Origin of the sequence: Streptohalobacillus salinus (assembly GCF_003201605.1) — a bacterium.
GTDB classification, from domain to species: domain Bacteria; phylum Bacillota; class Bacilli; order Bacillales; family Amphibacillaceae; genus Streptohalobacillus; species Streptohalobacillus salinus.
Genome location: NZ_QJJR01000004.1, coordinates 254,850 through 274,820, shown reverse-complemented (window position 1 = coordinate 274,820; position 19,971 = coordinate 254,850). Strand labels below are relative to the sequence as shown.

Sequence of the window (19,971 nt, the reverse complement as noted above, 5' to 3'; positions counted from 1 at the left end):
AGGTTGACCTCGAAAAAAGATGATGTTAAAGTAAGTACAATAATCAATATACTTTACTGAAGTAAAGTGGTAAAGTGTTAAAGGAATGGACGTGATAAGATGTTTTTACCAGCAGGAAGTCAGGATCAAATCGGACATTTACTTGACCGTAAAGCAAAAGTATATCAGCTTTTTAGAAAGGTTGCGAAAAAACGCGCTTACAAACCGATTGAAACGCCCGTAGTAGAGTATGCAGAAACGTTTACCAACAAGCATGTCGGAATGGCGTTTCACACCTTACTGAAATGGTTTGATCGCGATGGTGAAATCGAGGTGTTACGGCCAGATTGGACGACTGCTATTGCACGTGCCCTTGTTAATCAGGACCCTAAACAACTCAAATGGTTCTACCAAGGTTCAGTCTATCGTCAAGATAAAGATGGAATCGAATCAAATCAAGCTGGTATAGAAATCATTCGTTCTGAACCACTTTTCGGTGAAATTGAATCACTCTTTTTTGCGGTTGAATTTTTAAACCAGACACAAATTGACGAGTATTTAATTGAACTTGGTCATACTGGCATATATGAAGCAATTATTGCACCGCTACAACTATCTCATCAGGCAGAAAATAAACTACGTCAAGCGATGCATGATAAACAAACCGATGTTGTTCAACGTTTAACTGCATCTAACCCAGACGTATCAGAGCAACTTCATGCCTTGATTCATGCCTATGGTGATAAGGAAGTATTGGTTGCATTTAAAGAAAAATACCAAAGTCATCTGGAACTTACCGCAATCATTGAACATCTTCTGCAACTGATTAATGTTTTAAATCAGTTAGGCATTAATGATGTGATTGTTGATTTAGGGCGAGTAAAGGAATTGCCATACTATAGTGGAACGATGTTCCGTGGCTATATTAAAGATTCAGGTCAATCATGCTTTTCAGGAGGCCGTTATGATTCGCTCTACCATCAGTTCGATCAAAAAATATCTGCAGTTGGATTGGCTTTTGATGTCGACATTCTAGCTGAACACATTAAAGATGAAACACAGCCACGCAGGGTTTGTCTGTTAGCAAGTGAAGCGACCCATGTAGTCGCAGAATTAAAAAGTCAATCGTATCAAGATGAAATCGTAGACATTGTCTATCAACAGGATCTAACGATTGAGTATGATGAAGTTATTGATTTGAGAAATGAGGGATCGGATTGAAACCAGTCATTGCATTAACAAAAGGACGCTTAGAAACACAATTTTTAAAATACTTTAGTGGACTAGGCTTTGATATTGAACCGATTGTAAATAAGGGCAGAAAACTTCGAGTCGAAACCGATGATCTACAATTTATTTTTGCAAAAGGACCAGATGTCGTGACTTATGTACAATACGGCATTGCTGATTTAGGCATTGTAGGTGGTGATATATTGGCAGAGTATACGGCAGATGTCTATGATTTGCTACCATTACCTTTTGGTGCTTGTCGAATGGCTGTAGCAACCGAAAAGGGGAAAGTGTGGCCTGATCAGAAAAAAACAATAGCCAGTAAATATACTGGAATCACCAAGGCCTTTTTTAAAGAAAAGGGCGAATCGGTTGAAATCATTAAATTAGAGGGTTCTGTTGAGCTTGCACCGATTCTAGGTTTAGCCGATGCGATTGTTGATATTGTTGAAACAGGTACCACACTTAAGGAAAACGGCTTAGTCATTGATGAAGAATTTATGCATTTTAGCGCGCGGTTAATTGCTAATCGATCATCACTAAAAATTAAGCGAGAAGAATTAATGCCAATCATTGAAAAATTAAGTAATCAGGAGGGTGCTCAGTGATTAAACAATTAACAAAGAAAAGCTTTCTTGATCAGTTAAATAAGCAGGCCGCTCCTAGTCAAGATAAAGAAACCATTTTTGAAACAGCTAAAACAGTGATTCAAGCCATTCGAGAAGAAAAAGATGCTGCTTTATTTCAATATATTGAAAAATTTGATGGCCCCCTTACTGGGGATATCGAAGTGTCGAAGGAGGAGCGTAAAGCAGCTTGGGAGAAAGTTGATCAAAGAACGATTCAAGCACTTGAACGCGCAGCGGCGAACATTCGAAAATTCCATCAAAAACAAATCAAAGAATCAAAGTTCATGCAGCATGATGCAGAGATTGTTTCAGGACAGCTGTATCGCCCTATCGAAAAAGTCGGCATTTATGTCCCTGGGGGAACAGCCTGTTACCCATCATCAGTCCTTATGAACGCGATTCCGGCAGCACTAGCGGGTGTTGAGAAAGTGATTATGGTTTCTCCAGCACGTCAAGGCGGAGAAATTGCACCCATCCTCTCAGTAGCCGCAGATATTAGTGGTGTTGATACGATTTATAAGGTTGGAGGCATTCAAGCAGTTGCTGCTTTGAGCTACGGAACCGAATCAGTTGAAAAAGTTGATAAAATTGTTGGTCCTGGCAATGCTTACGTGGCTGCTGCGAAATCACTAGTGTACGGAGATGTCGGCATTGATATGATTGCAGGTCCTTCAGAAGTCGCAATTATTGCAGATGAATCAGCAAAAGCTAAACACATCGCGAGTGACTTAATTGCCCAAGCTGAACATGACACGTTAGCACGCGCCTATCTATTTACGACCTCTAAAAGCTTGATAGAAGAAACCGAACGTGAATTAGTGGAGCAGCTTGAGGCTCTACCGCGCCAAGCGATTGCAACAGAAGCTTTAACTCGTTTTGGAGGGCTTGTCCTGGTAACGTCTTTAACCGAAGCTTTTGAGTTATCAAACCTAATGGCTCCCGAACACTTAGAAGTCCAAATTGATCATGCATTGGATTATTTACGTTTTATCAAGCATGCGGGCAGTGTCTTTCTCGGTCATTACACACCTGAATCGCTTGGTGATTATTATGCTGGTCCTAATCATGTATTGCCAACATCGGGCACGGCAAAATTCTCATCCGGGTTATCTGTTGATGATTTTGTAAAGAAGACTACCTTCTTGTATTACTCAAAAGAAGCTCTAGAACAGAGCAAAGACGACATCGTCACGATTGCAACGGAAGAACAATTAGCGGGCCACGCACGTGCCGTTTTAAAAAGATTTGAAGATTAAAATAGGCTTCACTTTATTATAGCCAATGATAAATTGTCGAAATGAGGGATATCATGCGTTATGCTGAAAAGAAAAGAGACACTTTAGAAACTCGAATTATGGTGAAAGTGAATTTAGATGAACAAGCACCCGTATCAATTGATACGGGCGTGGGCTTTTTTGACCACATGTTAACGTTGTTTGCTGCACATGGACGCTTTTCACTTGAGGTGAAAGCAGATGGTGATTTACATATTGACCCGCATCACACCGTTGAAGATGTAGGAATTGTAATTGGTCAACTTATTAAAGAGGCACTCGGTGATAAAAAACAAATCAATCGTTATGGAACCGCCTATGTACCGATGGATGAGTCTCTTGGGTTTGTTTCATTAGATATTAGTGGGCGGCCTTTTCTTGTCCTAGATGCAACCTTCGAAAATGAAAAGTTAGGTCAATTTGATACAGAATTGGTACGTGAGTTTTTACAAGCGTTTATGGTTCATGCCGGAATTACTTTACATGCACGTGTCTTATATGGATTAAATACACACCATAAAATTGAAGCGATTTTTAAAGCTCTAGGGAAAGCACTAGGAGAAGCGATCACAATTAATCCAGCAATTAAAGGGGTTAATTCAACAAAGGGGTTAATTGAATGATTGCGATTGTAGATTATGGCATGGGCAACGTCCTTAGTGTACGTCATGCTTTTGAAAAACTGGGTCACGAGGTCAGCTTAACAGATGATATAAACCAATTAAAAGAAGCGAGTCACATCGTTTTACCTGGTGTGGGTTCATTTAAAGCTGCAATGGAAGAGATTGAATCACGCGGCCTTAAAAATGACTTGATTGCTCTGGCAAAGACAAAGCCGTTTCTCGGCATCTGTCTCGGTATGCAACTGCTTTTCACCGCAAGTGAAGAAGTTGAACAAACAGCTGGATTAAACTTAATCCCCGGTGTCGTTCGGAAAATAAAAACCGATTATTTATTACCACATATCGGGTGGAATCAACTTACCATTTCTCATGAACATCATGCATTCCGGTATTTAGATCAAGCATTTGTTTACTTTGTTCATACCTATCAAGCAGACACAGATGCTAAATACGTGGTAGCTGAAGCAGAATATGGGGAACCGATTACGGCAATGGTTAGACGCAATAATATTTTTGGGATTCAATTTCATCCAGAAAAATCTGCGGATGTCGGCGCAAATATCTTAAAAACTTTTTTAGAAGAGGTGAGTACATGAAAATTTTACCAGCGATTGATTTGATGAATGGACAGTGTGTGCGTTTGTATCAAGGTGATTTTAATCAATCGGAACAAGTGGCAAAAGATCCAGTAGAACAGCTCAAACGTTTCATAGAAGATGGTGCTGAAATTGTTCATATTGTTGATTTAGACGGTGCACGTGATCAAAAGAAACGTCAATATCCATTAATTAAAACATTAGTAGAAGCAGCAAATGTGCCTATCGAAGTCGGCGGGGGTATTCGCTCAATGGAAGAAGTCGATCAATTAATCAATCTTGGTGTCGACCGGATTGTTTTAGGAACAGCGGCGATTGAAGATCCGGAGTTTTTAAAGCAAGCGTTAGCTAAATATCAAAAAAACATCGTTGTTGGCATTGATGCGAAAAACAAAAAAGTAGCTACGCATGGATGGGAAACAGTATCAGAACTGGATTACATTACTTTTGCAAAAGATATGGAAGCGCTAGGTGTAGAAACAATTGTGTTTACGGATATATCAAAAGATGGGACAATGGAAGGGCCGAGCATTGAACAGCTTCAAGCGATCCACACAGCGGTTAATTGTAAGATTGTAGCGAGTGGTGGGATAAGTAAACTGGAAGATTTAGAACAGTTGAAAGCGATAGGCATTGAAGAAGCGATTGTTGGCAAAGCAATCTATCAGGGTGCAATTGACCTAAAAGAGGCGGTTCGTCTATGATAGCAAAACGAATCATTCCCTGTCTCGATGTGAAAAATAATCAAGTCGTGAAAGGGACGAATTTTGTTGGTCTTCGCGAATTGGGCGACCCGATTGAAATGGCAAAAGGATACTCAGAACAGGGTGCTGATGAAATTGTCTTCTTAGATATTTCAGCGACGAATGAAGCCAGACAGACCATCACAGAGATGGTAAAGAAATGCGCCGTTAATATACACGTCCCCTTCACTGTTGGCGGTGGTGTAAGAACCATTGATGACGTCACCCGACTCTTACAAGCCGGTGCTGATAAAGTCGGGATGAATTCAGCTGCAGTTGTAAATCCTGATTTAATTAAACAATCAAGTGAGCGTTTTGGTAACCAGTGCATTGTTGTTGCAATTGATGCGAAAAAATTTGAGGATGGTTGGCATGTCATGACACATGGTGGCAGTAAAGACACGGGAATTGATGCGATTAAATGGGCTAAACAGGCAGAAACTTTCGGTGCAGGTGAAATTCTTTTAACCAGCGTTGATGCAGATGGTGTGAAAACGGGGTTTGATTTACCACTTACACAAGCAGTTGTTGATGCAGTGAGAATACCTGTGATTGCATCTGGTGGTGTTGGACACCCAGATCACTTTGCGGAAGTATTTAAAAAAACCGACGTTTCGGCTGGCTTAGCAGCATCAATCTTCCATGAGAATACGTATACCGTAAATGAAGTTAAAGAAGTATGTAAACGAGAAGGGGTGTTTATCCGTGAAACCTGATTTTTCAAAAGGACTTGTTCCTGCAATCGTTATCGATCATCAGACAAAAGACGTGCTCATGCTTGCTTATATGAATGAAGAAGCTTATCAAAAAACATTAGAAATTAATGAAACAGTATTTTACTCGCGTTCACGTGAAGAGTTATGGCACAAAGGGGCAACCTCAGGGAACACACAGCAGGTGATTTCAATTGTTCTTGATTGTGATCAAGATACGTTGTTAATTGAAGTTGATAAACATGGACCCGCCTGTCATACGGGGCGTGATTCTTGTTTCTTTCATACCGTTAGAGAATCGGATAACCAAGATTTTAACCCGAATATATTAGAAGATTTAACTAAAGAAATCAAAGAAAGAAAAGAAACACCAGAAGAAGGTTCCTATACGAATTATCTCTTTAACAAAGGTGTTGATAAAATAGGGAAGAAGTTAATTGAAGAAGCGGGTGAAGTTATCATCGCGGCTAAAAATGATGATAAAGATGAGTTAACTTTAGAAGTAAGTGACCTATTGTACCACACCTTTGTCATGATGGAAGAAATCGGTGTTGACTTTAACGATGTAAAAAAAGAATTAAGTAAACGATTTACCAAAAAAGGAAACAACAAAGGTGATCGTCAAGATATTAAGGAATGGTAAGCCAAAAGCCCACGCCGACAGCATAATTGCTATGCTCTCCGTGTGGGCTTTTTAGTTTGCAAATAAGCAGTTTACTATAAATTGAAGCACGTTTAAGTTTGTATGCTTAAGCAAATGACAGCTCGTTTTTTAATCTAATACCTTAACACCTATTATCTAGTAAACGCATTTCTTCATTTATCACAAGATAAATGAACGTGTTTACCTAACTAGCAAATGAAATACCTATACATCCCATGTTTTTTTAATGAAATGATCACGGCCAGATTTTTCGCGATCCGCAAGGTACGCTTTTTCGTGAGTCTTGTAATACTTTTGGTGGTAATCTTCAGCGGGATAAAAGTCTGTTGCAGGCAGTATTTCCGTTACGATTGTTGATTCGAAACGTCCGCTAGTTTCTAGTGCTTGTTTAGAGGCTTCAGCGTCTCTTTTTTGCGAATCATTGTGATAGAAGATGGCTGTACGATATTGTGGACCACGGTCGTGAAACTGTCCTTCGGCATCAGTTGGATCAATTTGCGGCCAGTATAAAGCGAGAATTTCTTGATAAGTGATTTTTTCTGCATCAAAGGTTATTTGTACGGCTTCGTAATGACCGCTATTTCCAGTTTTCACTTGTTGATAACTAGGGTTGTCGATATGACCACCTGTGTAACCCGAAACGACGTCATGAACACCGTCCCACTGGTCAAAAGGTTTAACCATACACCAAAAGCATCCCCCTGCAAAAGTAGCTAATTGTTTATTAGACATTGATGTTCTTCCTTTCTAAAACATTCCTTTAGGAAAATGTTCTGTAAAATAATTAATAACAAATTGATAAAAAACCTTCTCTGAAGGTGCTAGTTCGCGATGTTTTGGTGTAATCATTCCGACACTTCGTTTTAAATCCGGACTACTGATGGGAATTTGCACAGTGAATTCAGACACTGGCGCATGAATGGCGCTCTCAGGAAGAACGGTTATCCCTATACCAGCAGCGACCATCCCTTTAATTGCATCTAAATCTTCACCTTCGGTTGTCACGTGCGGTTCAAAGCCCACCGAATGACAAGCATCAATAACCATCTTCTCAAAAATATAACCTTTCGGAAAAAGAACAAAATCTTCTTCTTTGAGTTCAGTTAAATATAAGCTTTTGCGTTTACTAAGTCGGTGGTTATTTGGAGCTAATACATACATTTTTTCTTGGAAAAGTATATCACCATTAATATGTGGATCATCGGTTACTACTGGTCCAATAAAAGCAATATCAAGTTCACGATCTTTAATCGCATCAATTAAAAAATTATATGCCCCTTGGCGCAATTGAAAGTGAATATTAGGGTATTCTTTTTTAAAGGCTGATAGCAAATGGGGAAGAATTGAACTTGCTAAACTCGTTGGAAAGCCAATTTTAATTGATCCGCGCTCAGGATCAATGTATTCATCCATTTGTTTCTTCGCAAAATCAATGGCTTTCATTGCATCTTTGGCATGGGTTAAGAATATTTTCCCGATAGGTAACAGGCGAACGTTACGTCCTTCACGCTCAAATAATTGAATACCTAATTCATTTTCGAGATTAGCGATCTGACGACTAATTGCGGATTGAGCAACATGCAAATGTACCGCGGCTTCTGAGACATGTTCGCGTTCTGCGACTTCAATAAAATACTTTAATTGTCTAAATTCCATCTAATCATCTCCGTTTATTAATCTCAATATGAGATTATATCTATGGTTTATATATATTGTACATATAATTCGATAGAATTACAATAGAGCTAACATAAAAAAATAATAACTAGGGGGCAATCTGTATGCGATTTGATCAGATAGCTAAAGCACAAGGGATGTATCAACCACAATTTGAACGAGATAACTGTGGGATTGGATTATTCGCCCATATTAATGGGGAAAAAACACACAGAGCAGTAAAAAACGGGATTGAAATTTTATCAAAACTAGATCATCGTGGTGGCGGCGGAAGTGATCCGAATACAGGTGACGGTGCCGGAATTATGATTCAAATACCTGATCGCTTTTTCAGGAAAGTATGTCCTTCATTCGAATTACCAGATGCTGGTGATTACGGTGTGGGTATGTTTTTCTTTCACCAAGATGATTCAAACATTGATTTCTATAAAGAGAAAGCGCGTCAATTAGCTAATCAAACCGGTTTAACAACGATTGGGTGGCGAGTTGTACCAACAAATGTCGGAAAAATCGGAAAACTCGCACAAGAGTCAGCACCGCATGTTCAGCAATTCTTCGTGCAGAAAACAACGGATATGTCAGATGAGACATTCGGAAAAAAATTATATGTTTTAAGAAAGCAACTTGAAAAGGTTGCAAAAAAGCATGATCATGCCTTTTATATTCCGAGCTTCTCAAATCAAACAATCGTCTTTAAAGGCTTGTTAACCTCTTATCAGGTGGATCAATTTTACGTTGACTTAAAGGATCAAGATTTAGTTTCAGCATTCAGTTTGGTTCACTCACGTTTTAGTACAAATACCTTCCCGAGTTGGGAACGGGCCCATCCGAACCGTTACTTAATTCATAACGGTGAAATTAACACGTTGCGTGGAAATATCAATGGTATGAAGGCTAGAGAGAAACAATTAAAAAGTGATATTTTCGGTGATGATCTTACGAAGCTACTTCCTATATTGGACGAAGAAGGAAGTGACTCAGCCGTTCTTGATAATGCTTTGGAATTTTTAATGCTATCAGGTAAATCACCCGCACATGCAGCCATGATGTTGATTCCAGAACCGTGGCAACAAAATCCATTGATGGAAAAACAAAAGCGGGCGTTTTATGAGTATCACAGTGCATTAACTGAAGAATGGGATGGGCCGACCTCAATTACCTTTACGAATGGAAAGCAAATCGGAGCGATATTAGACCGTAATGGCCTCCGTCCAGCGCGTTATTATGTGACCCATGATGATGAATTAATTTATGCGTCTGAAGCTGGTGTGTTAGACATCGATGACGGTTCCGTAAAAATCAAAGACCGTCTTAAACCAGGGAAAATGTTATATGTTGACCTTGAAAAAGGGAAAATCATTTCTGATGAAGAATTGAAACAAGCGATCGTTAATCGTCACCCGTACCAATCATGGTTGGATAAACATGTTTTAGCCATTGATGAAAAAACGGCTAATAAAGTCGATGTGAGTGAAGGACTTGTATCAAAACAGTTAGCTTTTGGTTACACCAATGAAGTGATTGAGAACTACTTAATTCCTTCAATCACGACTAAAAAAGATCCGATTGGTGCCATGGGTACTGACACCCCATTGGCTGTTCTTTCCCAGCACAAACAATCACTATTTAATTACTTTAAACAACTGTTTGCCCAGGTAACAAATCCACCGATTGATGCCTACCGTGAAAAGTTAGTTACATCAACCAGCGTATGGTTAGGTCCTGAAGGGGATTATTTATCAGAATCACCGACGAATTGTCACCGGATTAAATTGCCACATCCCATTTTAAACCAAGCAAGTTTGGCAGCCATTGAAGCAGTTACTGAACCTGCGTTTAAAATGGAACAATTAGACTATTTATTTAAAAACGATTTAAAGAAAGCTTTAGAGCGTATGCAACAACAAGCATTAATGGCCATTGAGAGCGGGGCAGGTTTACTGAAGCTATCTGATAAGGGCATCAACAAAGATAAAAAAGTGATTCCTGTATTGCTTGCGGTATCAAGTTTACACCAATTTCTTATTCGTGAAGGCTTACGGACAAAGGTGAGCATTATCGTTGAAACGGGTGAAGCAAAAGAAGTTCATCATTTTGCCACATTAATTGGGTATGGTGCGGATGCAATTCTTCCGTACTTGGTTTATGAAACGTATCAAGATCTAGTAAATCAGCAGCAATTAACGGCACCTATTCACGAGGTAATGACAACGTATCAACAAGTCATGGTTGAAGGTATAGTGAAGGTTATGTCAAAAATGGGTATTTCAACAATTCAAAGTTATCGCGGCGCCCAAATTTTCGAAGCGATTGGCCTGCATCATGACGTAATCAACGAACACTTTACTGGAACTGCATCGGTCTTATCAGGTATTGATTTAGCGACGATTCAAACAGAAGCGGAAATGTTTCATGATGATGGTTTTAAAGAACGCTATTCTGAACAATTACCAGCCGGAAGTGAATTCCAATGGCGGAAAGCAGGTGAACATCACGCATACAATCCATTAACGTTAACGCAACTTCAATGGGCGGCAAGACGTGGTGATTACCAACTATTCAAGCGCTACTCAGATACCATGAACAATGAACAAGTCGGCTTTTTAAGACATCTCTTTACGTTTAAAGAAACAGAAGCAATTGACATTAATGAGGTTGAACCGATTGAAGCGATTCTTAAACGTTTTAAAACAGGTGCAATGAGCTATGGTTCTATTTCTGAAGAAGCCCACCAAACCCTTGCGATAGCAATGAACCGTATTGGTGGTAAGAGTAACTCAGGAGAAGGTGGTGAAAATCCAAACCGTTATCAGCGCCTTGAGAATGGAGATTGGAAGAACAGTGCCATTAAGCAAGTAGCGTCTGCGCGTTTCGGGGTTGATAGTCATTATTTAGTAAACGCCAATGAGTTACAAATCAAAATGGCGCAAGGTGCTAAACCAGGTGAGGGTGGTCACTTACCCGGTGAGAAAGTTTACCCGTGGATTGCTAAGACACGTAATGCAACGCCAGGTGTTGATCTCATTTCGCCACCACCACATCATGATATTTATTCAATTGAAGACTTAGCAGAATTAATATATGATCTGAAAAATGCAAACCGCCATGCCCGAATCAGCGTTAAATTAGCAGCTAAAAGCGGTGTGGGCACAATTGCTTCTGGTGTTGCAAAAGGAAATGCCGATGTCATTAGCATTGTCGGTTATGACGGCGGAACCGGTGCTTCTCCAAAGACAAGTATTAAACATGCGGGACTTCCATTTGAATTAGGTTTAACCGAGGCTCACCAAACCTTACTGATTAATGGTTTACGCGAGCGCGTCACGATTGAAACGGATGGTAAATTACTTACCGGACGTGATGTTGTTTTAGCTGCGATGTTTGGTGCTGAAGAATTTGGTTTTGCGACTGCACCGCTTGTGATTTTAGGTTGTGTGATGATGCGCGTATGTCATCTTGATACCTGTCCTGTAGGCGTTGCAACTCAAAATCCAGAGTTACGTGAACGGTTTAGTGGTAAACCAGAACATATCGTTAACTTTATGACTTATATCGCAACAGAAGTACGTGAGATTATGGCTAGTCTAGGTATTCGTAAAATGGACGAGCTTGTCGGTCGAACAGACTTACTCGTAGAAAATGACGTCAAAACAAACCATTGGAAAGCAAAACATCTCGAACTGGAGCGTTTAACCTATCAACCGATTAAGCACTGGGTATTAGAAAAAGAGTTACAAAATCATCAATTAGATGAAACTTTAGATGATTCAATTATTCTTCCTGTCGTCAGAGAAGCTATCAAGCAAAAGCAACATGTTTCATTAGACTTAGCAGTCACCAATGTCAATCGTGCCGTCGGAACAATTACCGGTGCTGAGATTAGTCGCTTACATGGGGCTTCCGGTTTGAAAGAAGATACGTTAGAGCTTAACTTATTTGGTTCTGCTGGTCAGAGTTTAGGTGCATTTATTCCAAGTGGTTTAACCTTAAACTTAACCGGTGATGCAAATGATTATACCGGTAAAGGGTTATCAGGCGGAAAAATTATTGTGAAAACAGATGAGGCACTCAGTGATAAGGCAGATGAGACGATTATTATTGGTAATGTTTGTTTCTACGGCGCAACACGAGGCGAAGCTTACATTAATGGTCAAGCTGGTGAACGGTTTGCCGTTAGAAATAGTGGCGCAACACTGGTTGTTGAAGGTGTCGGTGACCACGGTCTCGAATATATGACCGGTGGAGAAGTTGTTATTCTCGGTGAGACAGGCAAGAACTTAGCTGCTGGAATGTCTGGTGGCGAAGCATATCTATATGCACCAGAAAAACAGATAACAATTGCGAACATTAATCCAGAACTTGTGCATATCACACCGTCATTAACTGAAACACAAAAAGAAACAGTCAAACAACACATTCATAAGCATTACATGTATACACACTCTAAAAAGGCTGAACATTTATTGAAAAATTGGGATGTTGTTTCCGAACAATTTGTTCATCTTATTCCAAAAACATATAAAATTGTGACAACAGATATACGAGGATTTACAGATAAAGGACATCTGTTAGAAGAAGCGCAGATGCTAGCATTTAATGCAATTAAAGCTGAAAAACTTAAAAACAACACACAACCAGTGATTGAGTTACAGCCACAAAAGGAGGTCACTAAATAATGGGGAAAGCGACAGGATTTATTGAAATTAGCCGTGAACAACCAAAAGAACGCGATCCAAAAACACGCGTTAGTGATTGGGGGGGCTATCAAGAACGACTTGATGACGAGGCGTTAAAACGTCAAGGCGCTCGCTGCATGAGCTGTTCAATTCCTTTTTGTCATATGGGGCTTGAATTTAATAACACCACATCAGGATGCCCTATTCACAACTTGATTCCTGAATGGAATGACCTCGTCTATAAAGGGAAATGGAAAGAAGCATTAGAACGATTGATGCTAACAAATAATTTCCCTGAATTTACTGGCCGGGTTTGTCCAGCACCATGTGAGGGCGCTTGTACCGTCAGTATGAATGATGATGCAGTTGCGATTAAAAATATCGAACGTGCCATTATTGATAAAGGTTTTGAAATGGGCTATATTCAGCCGCGGATACCGAAAGAACGTACCGGTAAAAAAATTGCCATCATTGGTTCCGGACCAAGTGGACTTGCTTCTGCGGACCAACTAAACCAAGCGGGGCACTCGGTTGACGTGTATGAAAAATCAAACCGTGCAGGTGGTCTACTCACTTACGGTATTCCAAACATGAAATTAGAAAAAGATGTCGTGGCTCGTCGAATTAAACTGTTAGAAGATGAAGGGATTACCTTCGTGTTAAACACAGAGATTGGCAAAGATATCCAACCAGAAACACTAAAACGGGACTATGACAGTGTCATTGTTGCCACAGGTGCTCAACACGCCCGTGACTTACCGATTAAAGGGCGTGACTTAAACGGGATTCATTTGGCGATGGACTATTTGACTGATCAAACAAAAGCATTGCTTGATGATAAGCCAACAACATTAACTGCCAAAGAAAAAGATGTCATTGTCATTGGTGGTGGTGATACTGCTGCTGATTGTGTCGCAACTGCCTTGCGTCAAGGGGCAAAAAGTGTGCGTCAATTTGCGATTAATCCTGTACCACCAAAATTTAGACAACCGATGAATGAATGGCCAAGTTATCCCTTTATTTTTAAAAATGAATACGCACACCATGAAGCAAAAGCGATTTTTAATCAAGACATTCGTGAGTATTTAATTGAAACACATGCATTTATTGATGACGGTGAAGGTAATGTACAAGCACTATTCACGCGTCAATTGGAAGAAAAAGTAACAGATCAAGGGAATCAATATGAACGTGTTGAAAATGGTGATGACGTCTGGCCAGCACAACTAATTATTGTTGCCATCGGCTTTGTTGGGGCTGAAATGCCATTACTCGACCGCTTCGGTATCAAAACAGAGAACGGAAGAATAAGCGCGAAATATGGTCAATTCCGTACCAATATTGAAGGTGTCTTTGCTTCTGGTGACGCACGACGCGGACCTTCATTGATCGTTTGGGCGATCAATGAAGGAAGAGAAGTTGCAAAAGAAGTTGATGAGTATTTAATGGGTAAGAGTTATTTACCGTCGGTCAGAGAAAAGCAAGCCATTTAGTCCTACCATAGAAGAACGTTTCACGGTCACATCTCGATTGCTGTAAAAGCAAATGATGTGACCGTATTTTTGTAATTAATAGTTGGTGTTAATATCAACTCAATGTTATTTAAAAATTCGAAAACTATCTATTGTATTTTCAGAGCATTTAGGTCTACAATAGTAAAAGGTACATGTTCCATGTGCCACATTGATACGAAGGAGCGATTTATTTTGCAACAGATTTCAATCACAGAAAATCCTAATAAAAAAGATAAACCGAATGATAATGCCTTACAGTTCGGTAAAACATTTACTGATCACATGTTCATCATGGATTATGATAAAGAAATAGGCTGGCACGATGCCCGTGTTGTTCCCTATCAACCCCTCGCAATGGATCCAGCATCTATGGTATTCCATTATGGACAAACTGTATTTGAAGGCTTAAAAGCCTATCGGACAGATCGTGGGGACGTTCAATTGTTCAGACCAACAGAGAACATTGCTCGACTCAACCGGTCAAATGCTCGGATGTGTATCCCAGAGATCGATGCAGATACTGCACTTAAAGGCATTCAAACCTTAGTTGATATCGACCGCGATTGGGTGCCCCATTTAGAGGGAACGAGTTTGTATATCCGTCCATTTGTTATTGCTACTGAAGCCTATCTGGGGGTGGCCCCCGCAAGTAAGTATGCGTTTATGGTAATCCTTTCACCGGTTGGTGCTTACTATGATGCGGGAATTAACCCTGTTAAAATCGCTGTTGAAAATGAATACATTCGTGCAGTTAAAGGTGGGACTGGTGAAGCAAAAACTGCTGGTAATTACGCAGGCAGTATGGCAGCACAAGAGAAAGTGGCAGCGCTTGGTTATGCACAAGTTCTCTGGTTAGACGGTCATGAGAAGAAGTATATTGAAGAAGTGGGCAGCATGAATATCTTCTTTAAGATAAATGGTAAAGTGATCACCCCGCATTTAAGTGGTAGTATCTTACCTGGTGTAACGCGCAAATCAGTCATTCAGTTGCTAAATGACTGGGGTATTGCTGTTGAAGAACGACCGATCGCTTTAACTGAAGTCCTAGAAGCAAGTCGAAAGGGTGAATTAGAAGAAGCTTTTGGTGCGGGAACAGCCGCAGTCATTTCACCAATTGGCGAACTCTTTGCTGATGGCGAAAGTTATATCATCAATAATCACAAGACAGGTGATTTATCAAAACGTGTATATGAGACTTTAACAGGCATTCAATACGGCCGCATTGAAGACCCACACCAATGGATTGTTCGCGTCTAAATTTGCTTAATTGTACGTTGACAAGAATATCTTCCTTATGCATAATAGTAAATAATTATAAACCGTATATCAGAACCAATAATAAGAGACGAGTAAATGATTTATGTAGCGAAAGAGAGTGTGTTGCTTGGGCTGAAACGACCACACTACCTCTAATCATTGAACCTGCTCTTTAGGACGTTAAGGTGACTTAACCGCTCATTGAGAGAGCGATATCAATACTAAGAGGCTAAATCTAACTGGTTTAGCAATAATGGTGGTACCGCGGAAACCGTTTTTCGTCCATTGCAGATGATGTAATGGGTGAGAAGCGGTTTCTTTTAGTTAAGAAAGGATGGATAGGTGTGAATGAGAAACGTATAGTTGTCAAAATTGGTTCCAGTTCTTTAACTGAAAAAGATGGGGCATTGTCACTGACGAAACTAACAGATCATGCAGAAGCAATTGTCGAACTGATGAATCGTGGCTTAGAAGTTATCTTAATTTCATCTGGTGCGATTTCTGCAGGGTTTAGAGATCTAGGTTATTCAAGTCGACCCGTTACCGTTCAAGGAAAACAAGCAGCAGCGGCTGTTGGTCAAGGTTTATTAATTGAGGCGTATAGCCATTGTTTTAAACGACACGGCTACACGACGGCACAGTTACTACTCACACGCGACGTCTTTACCAACGAAGAACAATTTTCTAATGTGTATCAAACATTATCAGAATTATTAAAAAGAAAAGCGATACCCATCATCAATGAAAATGATTCAGTAGCTATTGATGAGTTAACATTTGGTGACAATGATATGCTCTCAAGTCAAGTCAGTGGCTTAATCAATGCAGACCAACTTATACTTTTAACGGATATCAATGGTATTTATGATAAAAATCCGAAAGAAGAGATAGACGCTAAACGTTACCAACATTTACCGTATATTTCCGAAACAATGATTAAACAGACAAGTCAAAATTCAGGATCAAAAGTCGGTACAGGAGGGATGCAGTCAAAATTAATCGCCGCTCAGTTAGCGAATACTCTAGGAGTAAATTGTTTTGTTGGCACTGGTTCAGGGAAAATGAAACTAGTTGATATCTTAAACGGTGATGGTGACGGTACATACATTGGCATCAAAGAAACCGTTCACGTTAGAAAACATAAACAATGGATAGCCTTTCATTCTGAACCGAAGGGACGCATTTTGATTGATCAAGGTGCTAAAACCGCACTCTTAACAGATGGGAAAAGTTTACTTTCACCAGGAATAATTGCGATTGAAGGTGATTTTAATCAAGATGACGTTGTCAATGTGTACCACGATAAACAGCAACTTGCAAAAGGACAAGTGAATTATTCATCCGATCAACTTAGACAAGTACGCGGACTAAGTAGCAAAGAAGCAATGTTGTTAACAGGTTGCGCAAAACCAGAAGTGATTCACCGCAATCAATTAATCTTAACCATTCAGGAGGGAACCGAATGAGTCAACTACAAGAGATTGGAAAAAGAGCTAAACAGACTACCCAAGCCTTAGCAAGAGCCTCAACGGAAGCTAAAAACCAAGCGTTACTCCTTATTTCAGAGGCGCTTATCGCAGAGCAATCAGCGATTTTAACAGCAAATGAACAAGATTTAGTAAATGCTAAAGAAAAGGGGATTTCTCCTTCTGTAATCGACCGTATTCGCTTAACAGAAGCGCGGATTAATGATATAAGCACAGCACTTCAAGCGTTAACCACACTTACCGATCCAATTGGAACAACGCTTGAAACCTTTACGCGACCAAATGGTTTAAAAATCAAAAAAATCGCTGTTCCGATTGGTGTGGTTGGAATTATTTATGAAGCGCGGCCTAATGTTACCGTTGATGCCGCTAGCCTTTGTTTAAAAACCGGAAATGCGGTCATATTGCGCGGTTCCTCATCTGCGATTCATTCAAATAAAGCGATTGTTAAGGTTATTCAACAAGCCCTTACCGACTCAGAGCTGCCTAGAGATAGCGTACAATTAATTGAAGATACGCGCAGAGAGACAGCTGAAGAGATGTTTCGCCTGAATGATTACCTCGATGTCTTAATTCCGCGGGGGAGTAAAAACTTAATTGATACCGTCGTTAAAAAGTCCTCAGTGCCTGTTCTTGAAACGGGCGCAGGAAACTGCCATATGTATCTTGATGAGAGCGCAGATGTTGAGATGGCGATTGAGTTAGTTATCAATGCGAAAACCCAACGACCATCGGTTTGCAATGCGATTGAAACGGTTATATTACATGAAGATTTTCTTCATGCTCACGGACAGCAACTCATCAACGCACTTAAAAAACATGGCGTCCTTCTTCATGGTGATGAAAAAGCGCAAATGGTTGACCCTTCGATAACACTAGCAAGTGTCGAAGATTACGAAACAGAATATTTAGATTTAGAACTTGCGATTAAGACGGTAAAGTCAACAGCAGAAGCCATTGCACATATTCATAAGTACGGAACAAAACACTCTGAAGCGATTATCACAAACGATGAAAACCAAGCAAATCAATTTTTAACTGAAGTTGATGCTGCTTGTGTTTATCACAATGCCTCTACACGCTTCACAGATGGGTTTGAATTTGGTTTTGGTGCGGAAATCGGGATAAGTACCCAGAAACTGCACGCGCGTGGCCCAATGGGGTTAAATGCCTTAACTTCAACCAAATACTTATTGTATGGTAATGGCCAATATAAGCACTAAATAGCATGGCTCGATAATCAATGCGTGACCTTTAGAAAAACCAATCCCGTCGTTAAACTTCTGACGGGATTGGTTTTAAAATGGATGTTGATGGATGATCAGGTAAAAAACGGCATACACTTTAAGCTTTGGTAGGGGCAACGATTTCAACCTTGATTCGATCAGGGTCTTCAACGAAGACCGCGTAATAGTCCGGCCCACCCGCATAGGGGTGCTGATCTTGGTACAGTATCTGATACCCTTTAGCCCGCAATGCTTCGGTGATTAAATCAACCTGTGTTCGTGATGCGGCGTGAAAAGCCAAATGGTTAAGCCCTATTTGTTTTCGGTGATAGGGTGGTGTTTTATAAGCTTCTTCTGCTTCAACAAAGACCAGGTATGTGTCATTAAGTTTCCAACTTTGACCACCAGTAAATGATTGGTAGGGTTGATAGTTTAAAGTTTCTAGTAACCAGCCCCAAAATTCAAGGCTTGCTGATAAATTCGAGACATAAAGTTCAATGTGATGGAGCATGCCTGGTTTCATGTCATTCTCCTTCTCCTTTTGATGTGGTGCCTTTTATTTTAACAAAGATTGTTCCACTCGGACAGTGTTTCCATGAAAGCAAGGAAAAATCTTAACCAGCGATTAAGCCGTTTGAAATTCTACGTGAAAATCATTATTAAATCATGTACAATATATGAAGACAATGAATTTATAAATAAGGAGAGATAAACGTGAGTAAAACATTGATTTTCGGTCACAAAAATCCCGATACCGATACGATTGCTTCTGCGATCAGTTATGCGTATCTAAAAGAACAATTAAATGAAGAGGCGGAAGCCGTACGACTAGGTGATGTAAATAAAGAAACAGCCTTTGCGCTTGAGTACTTCAACCAAGCCGTGCCTCGAATGGTTGATACAGTCGCAAACGAAGTGTCTCAAGTGATTCTTGTTGACCACAATGAAATGCAACAAAGTGTGATTGACTTAGATAAGGTTACCATTAAGGAAGTGATTGACCATCACCGCATAGCTAACTTTGAAACGAATGAACCGCTTTATTACCGTGCTGAACCTGTTGGTTGCACAGCTACTATTCTCAATAAATTATTTAAAGAACATAACGTGGCTATTCCAAAAGCGATTGCTGGATTAATGCTTTCAGCCATTGTTTCTGATTCATTATTATTTAAATCACCGACATGTACCGATCAAGATATCTCAGCAGCCAAAGAACTCGCTGACATTGCCGAAGTTGACATTGAGATCTATGGCTTAGAGTTATTAAAGGCTGGCGCGGACTTAAGTGATAAATCTGTTGAAGATTTATTGTTGTTTGATGCAAAAGCGTTCAAAATGGGAAGTAGTGTTGTGGAAATTGGCCAAGTAAACACTGTTGACCCTGAAGAGTTATTACTACAAAAAGATGCGATTAAAAGCGCAATCACTGAACGATTAACAACACAAAAGCTTGATTTATTTGTTTTCGTCATCACGAATATCTTAACAAATGATTCAATCATTCTCACATTAGGTGCTAAACAAGATGCTGTTGAACAAGCTTTTCATGTAACACTTGTTGATGATGTGGCAACACTACCTGGGGTTGTTTCGCGTAAAAAACAAATCGTTCCGCAATTAACAGAAGCACTGTCCTAGTACAGATTTACGTGACACAGAAAAAGGATACGTCCATTTGGT

General features: G+C 39.9%; 17 protein-coding genes. 14 read left to right on the top strand and 3 right to left on the bottom strand.

What is annotated here, in order from left to right; genetic code table 11:
* The first annotated feature begins 99 nt into the window (after positions 1–99).
* The 8 genes from DES38_RS05745 to hisIE are packed head-to-tail and all read left to right on the top strand — an operon-like array spanning position 100 to position 6,430.
* Positions 100–1,200, top strand: coding sequence for an ATP phosphoribosyltransferase regulatory subunit (locus DES38_RS05745; protein WP_110251142.1), 1,101 nt, complete (start codon positions 100–102; stop codon positions 1,198–1,200).
* The gene (gene hisG, locus DES38_RS05740; protein ID WP_110251141.1) at positions 1,197–1,817 is read left to right on the top strand and encodes an ATP phosphoribosyltransferase; all 621 of its coding nucleotides are present in this window, start codon (positions 1,197–1,199) and stop codon (positions 1,815–1,817) included. The genes DES38_RS05745 and hisG overlap by 4 nt, the downstream gene beginning before the upstream one ends.
* Entirely contained in the window at positions 1,814–3,094 is a 1,281-nt protein-coding gene (gene hisD / locus DES38_RS05735; RefSeq protein WP_110251140.1) for a histidinol dehydrogenase, read from the top strand. The genes hisG and hisD overlap by 4 nt, the downstream gene beginning before the upstream one ends.
* Positions 3,095–3,147: 53 nt before the next feature.
* Positions 3,148–3,735: an imidazoleglycerol-phosphate dehydratase HisB gene (gene hisB / locus DES38_RS05730; protein WP_110251139.1), complete on the top strand. Its 588-nt coding sequence runs from the start codon at positions 3,148–3,150 to the stop codon at positions 3,733–3,735.
* Positions 3,732–4,331 carry an imidazole glycerol phosphate synthase subunit HisH gene (gene hisH, locus DES38_RS05725; protein ID WP_110251138.1) on the top strand — a complete coding sequence of 200 codons (600 nt, stop codon included), beginning with the start codon at positions 3,732–3,734 and terminating at the stop codon, positions 4,329–4,331. Before hisB ends, hisH begins: the two co-directional genes overlap by 4 nt.
* The gene (gene hisA / locus DES38_RS05720) at positions 4,328–5,035 is read left to right on the top strand and encodes a 1-(5-phosphoribosyl)-5-[(5-phosphoribosylamino)methylideneamino]imidazole-4-carboxamide isomerase (protein WP_110251137.1); all 708 of its coding nucleotides are present in this window, start codon (positions 4,328–4,330) and stop codon (positions 5,033–5,035) included. The genes hisH and hisA overlap by 4 nt, the downstream gene beginning before the upstream one ends.
* Entirely contained in the window at positions 5,032–5,790 is a 759-nt protein-coding gene (hisF, locus tag DES38_RS05715) for an imidazole glycerol phosphate synthase subunit HisF (protein WP_110251136.1), read from the top strand. The genes hisA and hisF overlap by 4 nt, the downstream gene beginning before the upstream one ends.
* On the top strand, positions 5,780–6,430 hold the full coding sequence (gene hisIE, locus DES38_RS05710; protein ID WP_425450531.1) for a bifunctional phosphoribosyl-AMP cyclohydrolase/phosphoribosyl-ATP diphosphatase HisIE: 651 nt from the start codon (positions 5,780–5,782) through the stop codon (positions 6,428–6,430). The genes hisF and hisIE overlap by 11 nt, the downstream gene beginning before the upstream one ends.
* 225 nt (positions 6,431–6,655) lie before the next feature.
* On the opposite strand, the gene msrA is transcribed toward hisIE, so the two are convergent.
* On the bottom strand, positions 6,656–7,183 hold the full coding sequence (msrA, locus tag DES38_RS05705) for a peptide-methionine (S)-S-oxide reductase MsrA (RefSeq protein ID WP_110251134.1): 528 nt from the start codon (positions 7,181–7,183) through the stop codon (positions 6,656–6,658).
* A 15-nt stretch (positions 7,184–7,198) separates the two neighbouring features.
* Positions 7,199–8,107: a glutamate biosynthesis transcriptional regulator GltC gene (gltC, locus tag DES38_RS05700; RefSeq protein ID WP_110251133.1), complete on the bottom strand. Its 909-nt coding sequence runs from the start codon at positions 8,105–8,107 to the stop codon at positions 7,199–7,201.
* 125 nt (positions 8,108–8,232) lie between these two features.
* Between gltC and gltB the strand changes: the two genes are divergently transcribed.
* The 5 genes from gltB (at position 8,233) to DES38_RS05675 (ending at position 18,285) form a co-directional block, all read left to right on the top strand.
* Entirely contained in the window at positions 8,233–12,804 is a 4,572-nt protein-coding gene (gene gltB / locus DES38_RS05695) for a glutamate synthase large subunit (RefSeq protein ID WP_110251132.1), read from the top strand.
* On the top strand, positions 12,804–14,297 hold the full coding sequence (locus DES38_RS05690) for a glutamate synthase subunit beta (RefSeq protein ID WP_110251131.1): 1,494 nt from the start codon (positions 12,804–12,806) through the stop codon (positions 14,295–14,297). The genes gltB and DES38_RS05690 overlap by 1 nt, the downstream gene beginning before the upstream one ends.
* 180 nt (positions 14,298–14,477) lie before the next feature.
* Positions 14,478–15,575 carry a branched-chain amino acid aminotransferase gene (locus DES38_RS05685; RefSeq protein WP_110251130.1) on the top strand — a complete coding sequence of 366 codons (1,098 nt, stop codon included), beginning with the start codon at positions 14,478–14,480 and terminating at the stop codon, positions 15,573–15,575.
* Positions 15,576–15,919: 344 nt separating this feature from the next.
* A complete protein-coding gene (gene proB, locus DES38_RS05680; protein ID WP_170114349.1) occupies positions 15,920–17,041 on the top strand; it encodes a glutamate 5-kinase in 1,122 nt (373 codons plus the stop codon).
* The gene (locus tag DES38_RS05675; protein ID WP_110251128.1) at positions 17,038–18,285 is read left to right on the top strand and encodes a glutamate-5-semialdehyde dehydrogenase; all 1,248 of its coding nucleotides are present in this window, start codon (positions 17,038–17,040) and stop codon (positions 18,283–18,285) included. Before proB ends, DES38_RS05675 begins: the two co-directional genes overlap by 4 nt.
* Positions 18,286–18,406: 121 nt before the next feature.
* On the opposite strand, the gene DES38_RS05670 is transcribed toward DES38_RS05675, so the two are convergent.
* Positions 18,407–18,811 (bottom strand): VOC family protein, encoded by a 405-nt coding sequence (locus DES38_RS05670; RefSeq protein ID WP_110251127.1) that lies wholly within the window; start codon positions 18,809–18,811, stop codon positions 18,407–18,409.
* Between the two features lie 191 nt (positions 18,812–19,002).
* Between DES38_RS05670 and DES38_RS05665 the strand changes: the two genes are divergently transcribed.
* Entirely contained in the window at positions 19,003–19,929 is a 927-nt protein-coding gene (locus tag DES38_RS05665) for a manganese-dependent inorganic pyrophosphatase (RefSeq protein WP_110251126.1), read from the top strand.
* The last annotated feature ends 42 nt before the right edge of the window (positions 19,930–19,971 follow it).